Annotated in this window: 9 protein-coding genes, 1 tRNA gene and 7 pseudogenes; 6 read left to right on the top strand and 11 right to left on the bottom strand. The window is 45.1% G+C overall.

Annotated elements, in window-relative coordinates; all coding sequences use genetic code 11:
* Window positions 1-461 precede the first annotated feature (461 nt).
* The 5 genes and pseudogenes from AC3ISQ_RS03665 to AC3ISQ_RS03645 all read left to right on the top strand — a co-directional run.
* Window positions 462-537 (top strand) — tRNA-Phe (locus tag AC3ISQ_RS03665).
* Window positions 538-730: 193 nt separating this feature from the next.
* Window positions 731-1,984: a tyrosine-type recombinase/integrase gene (locus AC3ISQ_RS03660; RefSeq protein WP_489350632.1), complete on the top strand. Its 1,254-nt coding sequence runs from the start codon at window positions 731-733 to the stop codon at window positions 1,982-1,984.
* Window positions 1,981-2,292, top strand: a pseudogene (locus AC3ISQ_RS03655) (hypothetical protein); the annotation flags it as partial. The gene AC3ISQ_RS03660 and the pseudogene AC3ISQ_RS03655, both read left to right, overlap by 4 nt.
* Window positions 2,293-2,402: 110 nt before the next feature.
* Window positions 2,403-2,714, top strand: a pseudogene (locus tag AC3ISQ_RS03650) (hypothetical protein); the annotation flags it as partial.
* Window positions 2,684-2,896, top strand: a pseudogene (locus AC3ISQ_RS03645) (tyrosine-type recombinase/integrase); the annotation flags it as partial. The pseudogenes AC3ISQ_RS03650 and AC3ISQ_RS03645, both read left to right, overlap by 31 nt.
* Before the next feature lie 99 nt (window positions 2,897-2,995).
* On the opposite strand, the pseudogene AC3ISQ_RS03640 reads toward AC3ISQ_RS03645, so the two are convergent.
* Window positions 2,996-3,301: pseudogene (locus AC3ISQ_RS03640) on the bottom strand (IS110 family transposase); the annotation flags it as partial.
* 43 nt (window positions 3,302-3,344) lie between these two features.
* Here AC3ISQ_RS03640 and AC3ISQ_RS03635 point away from each other — a divergent pair.
* A pseudogene (locus AC3ISQ_RS03635) lies at window positions 3,345-3,542 on the top strand (transposase domain-containing protein); the annotation flags it as partial.
* A gap of 105 nt (window positions 3,543-3,647) precedes the next feature.
* Here AC3ISQ_RS03635 and AC3ISQ_RS03630 read toward each other — a convergent pair.
* The 10 genes and pseudogenes from AC3ISQ_RS03630 to AC3ISQ_RS03585 form a co-directional block, all read right to left on the bottom strand.
* Window positions 3,648-3,835: pseudogene (locus AC3ISQ_RS03630) on the bottom strand (IS3 family transposase); the annotation flags it as partial.
* A 33-nt stretch (window positions 3,836-3,868) separates the two neighbouring features.
* Window positions 3,869-4,132, bottom strand: a pseudogene (locus AC3ISQ_RS03625) (transposase); the annotation flags it as partial.
* A 391-nt stretch (window positions 4,133-4,523) separates the two neighbouring features.
* A complete protein-coding gene (locus AC3ISQ_RS03620) occupies window positions 4,524-4,955 on the bottom strand; it encodes an SRPBCC family protein (protein WP_489350630.1) in 432 nt (143 codons plus the stop codon).
* 14 nt (window positions 4,956-4,969) lie between these two features.
* On the bottom strand, window positions 4,970-5,746 hold the full coding sequence (locus AC3ISQ_RS03615) for a thioesterase II family protein (RefSeq protein WP_489350629.1): 777 nt from the start codon (window positions 5,744-5,746) through the stop codon (window positions 4,970-4,972).
* 27 nt (window positions 5,747-5,773) lie between these two features.
* The gene (locus AC3ISQ_RS03610) at window positions 5,774-6,850 is read right to left on the bottom strand and encodes an alpha/beta hydrolase (RefSeq protein WP_489350627.1); all 1,077 of its coding nucleotides are present in this window, start codon (window positions 6,848-6,850) and stop codon (window positions 5,774-5,776) included.
* A 27-nt stretch (window positions 6,851-6,877) separates the two neighbouring features.
* Window positions 6,878-8,086, bottom strand: a complete 1,209-nt coding sequence (locus AC3ISQ_RS03605) for an FAD-dependent monooxygenase (RefSeq protein ID WP_489350625.1) — start codon at window positions 8,084-8,086, stop codon at window positions 6,878-6,880.
* Window positions 8,087-8,869: a 2-oxo acid dehydrogenase subunit E2 gene (locus tag AC3ISQ_RS03600; RefSeq protein WP_489350623.1), complete on the bottom strand. Its 783-nt coding sequence runs from the start codon at window positions 8,867-8,869 to the stop codon at window positions 8,087-8,089.
* 13 nt (window positions 8,870-8,882) lie between these two features.
* Window positions 8,883-9,110, bottom strand: coding sequence for a hypothetical protein (locus AC3ISQ_RS03595; RefSeq protein WP_489350621.1), 228 nt, complete (start codon window positions 9,108-9,110; stop codon window positions 8,883-8,885).
* Window positions 9,111-9,129: 19 nt separating this feature from the next.
* On the bottom strand, window positions 9,130-11,016 hold the full coding sequence (locus AC3ISQ_RS03590; protein WP_489350619.1) for an HAD-IIIC family phosphatase: 1,887 nt from the start codon (window positions 11,014-11,016) through the stop codon (window positions 9,130-9,132).
* A 52-nt stretch (window positions 11,017-11,068) separates the two neighbouring features.
* Window positions 11,069-12,088, bottom strand: coding sequence for a beta-ketoacyl-[acyl-carrier-protein] synthase family protein (locus AC3ISQ_RS03585; protein ID WP_489350617.1), 1,020 nt, complete (start codon window positions 12,086-12,088; stop codon window positions 11,069-11,071).
* Window positions 12,089-12,099: the final 11 nt, after the last annotated feature.

Raw genomic sequence — 12,099 nt, 5'->3', positions numbered from 1 at the left:
ATCGGATAGCGTCACCGCATGGTGAGCAAAGGATGTCTGGAGAACGGCGTTCGAAAAGCATAACGGTGGAACAAAGGCATCATCAGATATCTGGTGCGCGGCGGCGCTTGTGTAGCAAAACCAGTCATGCCTATACCCTCTGGATTAAGTGGGCAAAATCACCGTTATGGGAAGCGAAATGCTAAAATTTGCGCAATGATTACATGTTTTTTTATGGGGTTCAAGCAACAATTTGGCTAGGATTCTTATCACTTAACTCATTGTTATTTAAATTATTAAAATAAATAACGAGAGAAATCAAAATAGTATAAGTATCCGTATTTTTTGCATATCTATAAGGAAAGGTACGGGCGAGGATAAAGGTCACCGCCCCACCACTGCATGAAAATGGAGCAACCGATCGGCTTTGTGACAGAAAGCGATTGACGCCATGCGGGCAATACGGTTTAATGCGCCCCGTTGCCCGGATAGCTCAGTCGGTAGAGCAGGGGATTGAAAATCCCCGTGTCCTTGGTTCGATTCCGAGTCCGGGCACCAAATTCATATCAACGGACCTCCACGGAGGTCCGTTTTTGTTTGTATACCCCGCCAGAATCCACGTTTCCATAAGACTTTCACTCTACCAGACTCCACCGAACTTACCCGACATCAACACCCTTGTGCGGGTATATTTGAGGGTATAGTCTGATTCGATAATGTTTGTACCCTTTTTCCATCAGGAAACCAGGCTATGGCACTCACTGACGCAAAAATCCGTGCAGCTAAACCGCAAGATAAACCCTATAAGCTCACAGACAGCGGCAATATGTTTTTGCTCGTTCACCCCAACGGCTCCAGATACTGGCGGCTCCGTTATCGATTTCTAGGCAAGGAAAAAACGCTGGCACTTGGAGTATATCCTGACATCTCATTATCTGAAGCACGGGATAAACGTGATGTGGCTCGAAAATTGATCGCGGAGGGTATTGACCCCTGCGAACAAAAGCGAGCTAAGAAATCAGTGCCTGAGACTTCATTAGCCTTTGAAGCGGTGACTCTCCAGTGGCACAAAAGCAACAAAAAATGGTCTGAATCACACAGTGCTAAAATTCTGAAGAGCTTCGAGTCCCACGTGTTCCCCTATATTGGCTCACGGGATATCACCACGCTTAAAACGCCAGATCTGCTGATCCCGGTCAAAACTGCGGAAGCAAAAGAGATCTACGAAATAGCCGCCCGGTTGCAACAACGCATTTCTGCCGTAATGCGCTACGCTTCCCAATCAGGGATCATTGACTATAACCCCGCCGTAGACATGGCTGGCGCACTGACCACGGTTAAACGTCAACACCGCCCTGCCCTTGCTCTTAACCGTACCCCTGAGCTGTTAGCTCGCCTAGATGCTTACAAAGGACAACCGCTTACACGGCTGGTAACCACGCTCACGCTGCTGATCTTCATCCGCTCCAGCGAATTGCGCTTTGCCCGTTGGTCAGAGATCGACTTTGAAAAATCTATGTGGGCAATCCCACCGGAGCGCAAACCCATTGAAGGTGTTAAATTTTCGCACCGCGGTTCTAAAATGGGTACTGAGCACTTAGTGCCGCTATCAAAACAGGCGCTGGAGCTTCTGCGTCAGATACACGCTATCAGCGGGGGATACGAGTTGATCTTTACTGGCGATCACAATCCCTGGAAGCCCATGAGTGAAAATACTGTGAATAACGCACTACGACTTATGGGGTACGATACAAAAGTGGATGTCTGCGGCCACGGTTTCAGGACCATGGCCTGTAGCTCGTTAATCGAGTCGGGTTTATGGTCGAAGGATGCCGTAGAGCGTCAGATGAGTCACCAAGAGCGTAACGGCGTTCGTGCTGCATACATTCACAGGGCTGAGCATCTGGACGAACGCAGGTTGATGTTGCAATGGTGGGCGGATTATCTGGATGCAAATAGGGAAAAAGCAGTGAGTCCGTTTGATTTTGCCAAACTCAGGCAGTGACCGGCTATAGCTTCCGGCATACGCTGAGTACAATCTTGAATCTGGAAGGTTTTTGCACTACCTAGATTGAAATGCAGTTGGCGCATGTGGATAAGAACAGCATCCGGGGTTATCGCTGAAGCTAATCCTGAGTAAGAAAGGTGGATCAATATTAGACCGTTGGTGGTGACGGTAAGTGGATCACTTTTTACCCGTTGTTGACACATGCCCTGTATCTCGACCAACGACGGGACATGATGCAGTGGTATGCTGACTATATAGATAGCCTTGAAATGGGGTTGGAGATGCCAACACTACCCGCAGCGTAATAACCAGCCTCGCAAAGAGTCAACAACGTCAGTAAAGATACTGGCGTTGTTGGTTTATGCTGTGGCTTATTCTTTGTCATTTTTTGCCGTAAACTCCAAGTGGTGGGTAAAACATCATCAACGATGTATTATTCCTAATGGGGTATGGCACCAAAATGGAAGTATGCGGTCATGGTTTCCGAGCCATGGCGTGTTGTAGCATCAGATTTGTGGTAGAAGGATGCAGTTGAGTGGCAGATGAGCCATATGAACGCAACTCTGTGCGTGCAGCTTATATTCATAAAGCCGAGCATCTGGATGAACGCAGACTAATGCTGCAATGGTGGGCTGATTTTCTTGATGTTAATCGGGAGAAGCTGGTGAGTCCGTTCGATTTTGCCACGCTTGGGCGATTATTGGTCACGGTTTCCGGCATGCGCTGAGTACCATCCTGCATGAGAAAGGCTTTAACACTGCCTGGATTGAACTTCAGTTAGCGCGTGCAGATAAGAACAGTATCCGGGGTACTTATAACCATGCGCAGTATCTGGACGACAGGCGGGAAATGATGCAGTGGTATGCCGACTACATCGACAACTTGGAAAGGGTAAATCCAACGACATAAATGCTCAGCCCGTCAGGGCTGAGCATTACCTATCCTTTTCTTTTTTATGTATCGCCAAGGGTATCGATGGTTTTAGGGACTCACGCTTCATTGTGCCACTTCATTCTTGATCCGGTCTGTTGTTGATTTCGGTATCCGAGATGGTGCAACGACAATACATTCAACGTACATCGCCATTAACTGGTGATAAATACCATAGCCACAGGGACCCACTTCATAACAAGCCATCACTGACGGATATTGTTTCTGTAACTTTAGAAACAAATGATGAATACTTTGCTGCTGATTGGGAATATTGCCATAAAAGCGGATTTCACCACTACGCTCTGGGTTGGCTATAGCGACGGCTAGAGACTCTTTATGAACATCCAGACCGACATAAACTGAAGGGGAATTCTGTAACATAATGACCTCCAATAATGCACTAATGCTGAAGTGATTATATCAAGGTCATACCGTCTGGCTCTTTGCCGGGTCGTTGCGTGCCGGGCAACGGATGGCGGCTATCCTGAGTCTGCTGGAAACCGCCAAACTCAACAGCCACGACCCCTATATCTGGCTGCGCGATGTGCTGACCCGTTTACCCACATGGCCGAACAGCCAGATCAGCGAGCTATTACCCTACGCCGAAAACAGCTTCAGTTAATATCCGCCAGCTTATTACATTACTTTAATCACACAACGCGAGTTCACCGTACGCTTACGATGGAAATACCAGGGTGTAGCAATTGCTCACCCACACCACCGCCCGGCGGGCACCGGCAGTGACGGCCTCATTTATCCACGCGATAAACTGCTGCCGTTCTTCGTTGGGTATCAGTCGTCCTCGTCCGTTTCCCCGTAGTAGTCCCTGAGCTTTTTTCTTAACACCAGGATCGCTGCCGCCTCCGCCAGCGCCTTTTCTTTACGCAGCAGTTCCTTTTTCAACTGCTTGTTTTCTTTCTGGCTTTGCTTGAGGGCCGCCTTATCATCACCAGAAGGAACCTGCAAAAAAGCCTGTTTCCATTGCGCTATCTGCGCGGGATAGAGCCCCTTTTTGCGGCAGTATTCGGCGATTTCTGTTTCACTTAACGTGGCGGTTTCCACGATAACCGCGAGCCGCGCTTCGGCAGGCCACTGTTCACTGTTTTTCTCTGCACCGGGCACCAGTTTCCCCTCTGATTTAGCCTGCTTACGCCAATTATAGAGAGTAGCTTCCGATATCCCTTCCATCTGTGCAACAGCCGCGACGGTCATGTTGTAAGGGGGCAGCAATTTTGCCAACACGCTGGCTTTACGTTCTGGGGAAATACGTTTCATTTGTCACTCCATCACCCTCTGGATCCATTTTTAGAAGGGGGTGACAACTATGCTGACACTGAGGGCCCATGCGGCTCTGGCAATGATGTTAACCCGCGTTAAATATCCCACGTTGACCAGCGCCTATCTCACGGAAAGTCATTCTGTCTTACCGACATGCGGCGTTTGGAGATAACAGTAAAAAGGCCAGTATCAAGCGTAAGCAGAAGATGGCTGCCATGAATAGCAACTACTTTAAGCAAGTGATACTGGCTAGCATTAATTTGGGCAGGCAAAAAAGCACATATGCGTTTGCCCTATCACAGGTATAGATTATATTTTCTTCAAGTCATTCACAACGTTCTTTAACAGCCTGATTCATTGCTTCAAAGCCAGCCTTAGTATTAACTGATAACTTTCCCCACATCATTTTTACCAAAATGCCACTAAAGATTTCACGCTGAACAAATCTACATTGCCCCTCTGAAATCTCATCAATCTGAAAGCTATGCACACCATCAAAAAGTCCGGTAAACAGAAACTTGCCTAACCAAGCCAAGCTATGATTATTTTCCATGGCAGTGACCTTAGGCTTAAAAAACATCGGTCCTTTATTAGGGATATTCAAGCTTACACTGATGTTCTCTCCAACCCGTAGGATACCTTCAATAGATGTTATAAAAGGATTCCAGTTTGAATAATTACTAAAATCAGTAATAACTCCCCAAACCTTCCCTTGGGAAGCATTGATAATTATTTCCGTTCTGATTTCATAAGCCATGTCTCACCTCCATATTAGCAAATACTCATTTCCTGCTCCAACGAGGCTACAATGTTACCAACCAGCTCGTCAGCATGTGTTTTAATAAAAAAATGGCCTCCATCAAGAGTAACAAAACCCACATTTTTCGTTGAGTGTTCCTTCCAAGGAGTCAGTTTATCACTCGTCACATTCTCATCATGTTCCCCATTAAAGATCATTACAGGACAAGATAACTTACCCTCAGGTTTATATTGAAAACTTTCACAAAGCGATAAATCATTACGTAAAATAGGCAATATGATCGCCATTATTTCCTGGTTGGAGATCACCATTTCCGGCATACCATTAAAACGTTTTACCATGGTAATCAACTCTGTATCACTACACTCTTTTGTCTTGGGATAATAGTAAGGAATGCAGGGACTACGATGAGCACCAGCAAAAAAATAAACTGGCGTATGATTAAGGTTGCAAAGTATACGTGCTACTTTATAGCCTAAGCAAGCCCCTAGACTGTGACCATAGATCGCAAAAGGGCGATCGATCGTTTGCACAATCAACGGTAAAATTCTTGCTACCATGGTGTCAAAGTCTTCAATACAGGGATCATTTAATCGTTCCTCTCGTCCCGGCAACTGGAGCGGACAAACTTCGATCGTATCCGGCAACAGATTATGCCAAGGGTAATAAATCGATGCTCCGCTACCGGCATAGGAGAAACAGTACAGCCGCAATCGTGCACCAGGGCGACTATTAAGCCTTGGAAACCAAGAAAAAACCTCTTGCGAATCGGTCACACCTCGTATCATGGCTAAACTCCATTTAACTATTATTAATTATTTCCGTTTGTGTTGTATGGCAAGTAAAACGCTCCCCAAGATAAAACGTATAACCTTTTTTTTACCACTAGCATGAAGAATAGTCCAGGGAATGTACTTTTTCAGCGTTGACATATAATTAGGGGAGCCATGAACATCATCAAACTCTTTAATAAATACTTTAGACATATTACGCTTTAATATATCAACTTCTTCACTGGAGATAATCTCATCCTGGAGGCTCTGGACATAATATAAGGGAATATCTAAAGCGTTAAGCTCACTCTCTGCAATGGCAAACGGGGCAAGTAGTGGAAAGATATCCTCATCTGGCTGACGAAACAGATAAGCCAAAGTATTTTTAGTCGTGAGTGGCACCTTATCCCACCACTCTCTGTTACTAAAGAATGCAGCCACTGGGGCACCTACGGTCGTAATGGCACGAATACGCTGATCGTTAACGGCCTGACGTAATGCAAGATTACCACTAAAACTCATCATTACAGCGTGGACGTATCCACTTTCAACGCGATCCTGCACGTTATCGATCAACCGGCTTAGCCAAATATACGCCCGCTGATCGTAACATAACCGGTTCTCTCCAACTCCCGGCATCTCTGCAACAATAACAGAGAATCCCATCTTTTTACCGGCCAGCAGGAATTGTCCCCACTGTTCTTTCAGCGACACGATCCCCCCCATAACTAATAATAAAGGTGCTTTCTTGTCCATCGACGGGTAAAAATAAAAAGGAATATGTGTATCACAATAATACAACTCACGCCGTTCAACCTCAGGTAAGATAGTCCGTATCCATTTCAGAAAGCTGTCCACACAGGCTTTATGAGCGGCAATCATCTGCTGATTCGTTGGATACGGAAAACGAGCGAGGTTAAAATATTGCCAAGCCTCGCCATGCCGCCCTGTGGCCTGGAGATCGTTGGCTGTAGTCATCCATTCAATACCCCAGCTTCCCGGTGATTCACCTTCCAACCGATTAATACGACCAAGGATATTGCGGCAACGTTTGATATCCATATCCTGAGCATGAGCGTGTAACATCACCAAGTCAGACAGTTCCGCCAAATAGCTCATAGCCCCTCCTCAAAAAGAATCTCATCATTAATAACCTGAAAAGTAAACGCGCTTTACTAGCGCACGTTTCACCATCGGAAGATGGTTAATCAGCCGGTACATACTACGCCGCAGCAGTACCTTGCCTGCACTGGAGAAACAGAAAATCTTCTCTTGCCGTTGCTGAACCTGCAAAATAAAGTCGGTTTCAGGCTGCCGTTCTGCCTGGTAACTTGAGAGAATAGCCTGTTGAATTAACTCGTCAGGCCGTTTGGCCAACTGCTCAACAATGATATTGTGCAGGGCAACGGCATCAAACAACGCATGTTTGATGCCCTGCCCCATAACCGGAGTAATCGTATGTGCGGCATCTCCCAGTAACGCTAAACCATCGACGTACCATTTGGATGCTCTGGCAGTAAAGATGTCCAGCAGCGCCACAGCAGACCAATCAACGACCGTTTCTCTGACCTCCTGCTCAATGCCAGGCTCCAGATCAATGATAAAATTCTGCAGATGTTCGATACCTTTGGCTCGAAAGTCCCTGAACTCACCGTCCGGAATATTCACCCCCAAACGTAAATGGTCAGGAAAAGTCGGCAAAATAATTAAGTGCCGATCCTTTTTCAGTTTTATTTTCACCTCATGTGGCCAATTTTTCGGACGCGGTACTTTTAACCACAGCACATCTCGATTACTTTTCTGAATATCCGCATCAAGCCCTGCCATTTTCCTCATTTTTGAGAAGCGCCCATCGGCAGCGACCACCAAATTACAGTGGATCTCCAGTTCACTTTTATCTGCCCCAATCGCCACAATACCGCAAACACTATTATCATCATTATAAATAAGTTCTTTACAGTAACTCCCCATCATGAGAGTGAAATTATCATACTGAGACGCCTGCTCCGTAATTCCCTGCAAGAGTGCTGGTTGGGGAAATTCAATAACATACTTGTGTTGATAGTCAAACTGTGAAAAATCAAAACGCATCAGGTTATCGCCATTATCATAAAGGTTCAACACTTTAGATTCTAAATAACCATGGTCAGAAATAAATTCTGTCAGACCATTATCTTCCAGTAACTGTCGTGCATCGGGGGATAGCGACTCGCCACGAAAATCACGATTAAAATCTTTTGCCCGTTCCAACAACAACGTCTGAACTCCCGCTTTAGCGAGTAATAAACCAAGAAATGCCCCACCAGGCCCACCACCAACAATACATATTTGGGTACTCAGTTTCTTTCTACTCATTTATCTATTCTCCAATGTTTTTCTACTATAGATATTTTTTTCAACATGAGTCTTTATATGATGAAAGATATCAGCAGCCAGTGCGCCATCAATAACGCGATGATCAAAAACCAGACTGAGAGGTAATATAGGAAGAATCACGATACGATCGTCCACCACGACAGCTTTATTATTGATGGCGCCAACACCAAATGCCATAGTGTTACTGCTAATTGGACAAAATACGCCTATATCACGGTGACCTAATGAGGTGATGGTAAAAGAGCCCTGAAATTTGAGTCGTTTATATGGATTAGACATTAATCTATGATAAATCCACTGACCCATTTTTATATTAAGGTTATTCAACTTCCGTAAGTTGCTAAACTGTGGTGATCCTTCATAAGCAGCATTTTTATACTCATCTATTATAGATTGAATTTGCTCCACATCTAGATTCTGGCTGTTTTCAACCACTGCAGAAACGACAATACGCTCATTGCCAACCATTTTATCCAACGTAAATTTCGCCACCACGCTATCATACTGCACAACTTTTGGGCGCCAACCGTCCAACAATACTGAATTTGCTTGAGGAAACTGCTGTAACGCCTCAGAAATAACCTTAATAAGCAGAGTAATGTAACTGATTTTGCTGCCTGCCTGTTGAAATTGTTGGCGTGTGGCAATCATGGCACTGGCATCGAGTTCCATGGTGAGTAACACCGGCGCAGTTTTTCGCGCATCTTGTAAAAAATATAGGGTATGACGGCGTTGTTGGGGAAAGTCCCTGATATTTGGCATATCACTCCCTCGGTTAATGGCTATTATTAACTAGCTGATAAATTTCATATAACGTTTTGGCCTGCATATATCCAACCATCGGTATTTTCTTGTCCACACTTTTCCCTAACTGAGTATACAGGCGTAAGGCATTTACTGAGTCCCAACCAGGAATGGTATCCATATTCTGATCTACAGTAATGTCCTCATCAGTGTCTAAAACCATTTTCACCAGATCTACCATTTCAGAAAAATCTTCCATATACGTTATACTCCACAGTTCAAAAAAATTGATCAATCAAAGTAATCCAGGGTGTTTCTATTTCTACTGCGTCTTTATTTACCATATCGAGCCAGTAGCAACTTGCCCCCTGAAGCGTTTCATCGACAAGTTGAAAACCGTGACGCAGGTAAAAATCCTGGAAATTACCATTTTTACTGCTGGGCGAGAAATACCCATAAAGAGCGCTAGCTCGCTGCGTTTTTGCTAGAGATATCAGGCTAGCAAGCACCGCTGTTTCCACCCCACGGGAAAATACCCGGCAACTTAATAAGAAGTTACGAATATGCAGGGCATTATCGGTATCAAACTCCGCCAACACACAACCAACCACACCGCTGCTGCCAAACTTATCGCGAACCTCTACCACGATAATCCGATAATTTTTCTGCTGACTGAGCCTTTCTATTTCGGTTTCGGACAAACGCTGGGTGGTCAAATTGAACTGATTAGTTCGCTGGGTCATCTGCGCAAGACGGGGTAACGTGAACGCATCAGCAAATCCCACTGTAACCTGAATATCAAGACTGCTAAGATAGACCGCAAGATCGCTGAATTTCTCCCTTTCCTGTTTACGTTCGGACTCCGCACGATAGGTTTGCCCACGCAGATAATCCTCTTGGGTGAGTTGTAACGTATTGAAAAAACCGGGTTCTAGCAATTGCTGTATGTGCTCTTCGACTCGTCCACACAGTTTCACCACTTTTATTTCCGGCAACATATCCTGTACCAGGGCACATTCGAAATCGCTGTCATCAACAAAAACGATATGCTCGGTACTGATATTGAGTTGTGAGGCAATCTCAAGCAGATTTTCGTGCTTATGCCGCCAGTTCACACACTGCCAGGAAAAATCCGTGGCCGTTAAAACGCTATCTGGATGGTAGGCGAACACCTGGTCGGTATTTTCACGCGTATTTTTACTGTTGATCGCCAAGATCACGCCCTGCTTCGCCAGCTGTTTTGCAACAACCTGAAACTGCAAGTAGATCTCACCCAAGGGAGTTCCCCCCAGTTCAATACCGGTTAGACCTTCATCACCAATAACACCGCCCCACAGTGTATTGTCACAGTCCAGTACCAAGCATTTCTTAGTAGCCCCAGTCATTGTCCGCGCTATTTTGCCGCACTCTTTGGCAAATACCATCAGCAATTCGTCACTGAAGTGCATCTTGGCATAGTGGGACATATTGAGGTTTTTCAACCCCACGTTGGGCCGCTGTAAAAACAGCGCAGTTTCGAGCATCACACTGTTACTATAATGACTACACAATTCCAACAATTGCTGGTTGAACTGGTAAAGCTTCTTGCTCAGAGCCATTTTAGATCGGTAATCGATCACAACATCATAGCTATCTCGGCTCAACGCCAAGCTGTTGATCACCAGTAATTTTTCACCTCCCGCCAGATATTGGCTGAAAGCCGTCTGTAAATTATCCAACGTCTCATCCATTGCCTGAATCAAGTCATGTACCTGCCAGTCATCAGGCAATTTATCCAGGAAGATATGTTCATCCAGCAAACAGAAGGTAATATCCGCCGGTTCCCGGTACAGTACACTATCAGTATCAAGCAGATGCCAGAGATACTGATCATAACCGGCACAGTAAATTTCTGGTAATATCCTCTCAGTCAGACAATCAGCGCGCAGAAAATTCGCAATTTCATCACTGACAAAATTACTGATGACTGCAATTTTTACACGCCGGAAAGAGACAGATTCATTTTCAATTTCTGCTGGAAGATTACGCAACAAATAGCCAGCCTTAGCAAGTGAATGCACCTCCTGCAATTGAGATAATAACGCAGATAATTTCATCGCTGAATCAGGAACACTCATGTTCTTTCTTAACTTTTGCACCTGGCGAAGCAGTTCATTTTCATCCATAACATTCTCTATCCTAACGAGGAAGAATTAAACCCGTCGAGTTGTTCTATTTTCAGATTCCACGTAATGCAATACCACCTTTAATCCATTTAGAGGATTCAATGGCGACCCCCAACGCTAGCTGATCGCGCTGTAAGCTATTTGCCAACATTTCCAACTGTAAAAATGGTAAGGCATTACCGTTATTACCAGTAGTAGCGACACAATTTAAGGTTTTTTCTACCGGTAACATCAGAAAATCAATAATCTTATCGGTCATATGCCCTGCTAATTGCGGAGTCATAAAATAATCAACCATTTCCCCCTTCCAGCCGGTTAAATGTAATAATTCCGCAAGCGTTTCCTTTGCCATACGCGGAACTTCCGCTTCAATGGCTTTATAGTCCTCATACAGCAACGGTTTCTGCCCTGCTGTGGATGCTAAGTTCACCCCATTCCAGTTCAGTTCCTGTCCCGGTTTACGATTTAATCCTTCGCAACAGTTGAGTGTCTGTACAATCTCCATACCACTCATGGCTTCTATCGTCATTACCACCGCACCTGCACCATCGCCAAACAGGGCATAGTTGACCAGTTCAGACGAATCCAAACGGCTGAAATCACGTTGTAGATCGATATATTTCGCGCAGACATCCCCACCGATCACCAGTCCGCTATTATATCTCCCGCTGCACAACAGAGTATTACCGATATCCAGTGCCTGTAATGCCCCAGCACAACCGGATTGTAATTGATAGGTCGGAACATGATTAATACCCAATTTTTCGCAAACTAGATTTACCGTCGCTGGCATCAAATTATCCGGCGTCGCGGTACCCATCACAACAAAATCTATTTCGTCCACACCCATTCCCGCCTTATCTAAGGCAGAAAAGCAGGCGAGCGCACAGATATCACTCAACGTAGATACAGCTTCACCACTATTCAGATCCATCACCATATGACGGGTTTTATTACCAATAGTCAATGCTATCCATTCTGCGTTAACGTGAAAGCTTTTCTCAATTTGCACATTATCAATCGGTTTTCCGGGCAAATGGGTACCGACACCCACTATTCGAGGGCTCTTCATTATTCGCTTCC

The sequence above is a fragment of the Serratia sp. KH_031 genome (assembly GCF_057839655.1).
The sequence above is the reverse complement of the archived record's forward strand: the minus strand, read 5'-3'. Positions and strand labels throughout refer to the sequence as shown.

What these genes read in the sequence shown, in the direction of transcription:
- AC3ISQ_RS03590 (WP_489350619.1), bottom strand. Translation starts at nt 11,016, where the DNA reads ATGGATGAAAATGAACTGCTTCGCCAGGTGCAAAAGTTAAGAAAGAAC.
- AC3ISQ_RS03620 (WP_489350630.1), bottom strand. Translation starts at nt 4,955, where the DNA reads ATGGCTTATGAAATCAGAACGGAAATAATTATCAATGCTTCCCAAGGG.
- AC3ISQ_RS03600 (WP_489350623.1), bottom strand. Translation starts at nt 8,869, where the DNA reads ATGCCAAATATCAGGGACTTTCCCCAACAACGCCGTCATACCCTATAT.
- AC3ISQ_RS03660 (WP_489350632.1), top strand. Translation starts at nt 731, where the DNA reads ATGGCACTCACTGACGCAAAAATCCGTGCAGCTAAACCGCAAGATAAA.
- AC3ISQ_RS03615 (WP_489350629.1), bottom strand. Translation starts at nt 5,746, where the DNA reads ATGATACGAGGTGTGACCGATTCGCAAGAGGTTTTTTCTTGGTTTCCA.
- AC3ISQ_RS03595 (WP_489350621.1), bottom strand. Translation starts at nt 9,110, where the DNA reads ATGGAAGATTTTTCTGAAATGGTAGATCTGGTGAAAATGGTTTTAGAC.
- AC3ISQ_RS03605 (WP_489350625.1), bottom strand. Translation starts at nt 8,086, where the DNA reads ATGAGTAGAAAGAAACTGAGTACCCAAATATGTATTGTTGGTGGTGGG.
- AC3ISQ_RS03585 (WP_489350617.1), bottom strand. Translation starts at nt 12,088, where the DNA reads ATGAAGAGCCCTCGAATAGTGGGTGTCGGTACCCATTTGCCCGGAAAA.
- AC3ISQ_RS03610 (WP_489350627.1), bottom strand. Translation starts at nt 6,850, where the DNA reads ATGAGCTATTTGGCGGAACTGTCTGACTTGGTGATGTTACACGCTCAT.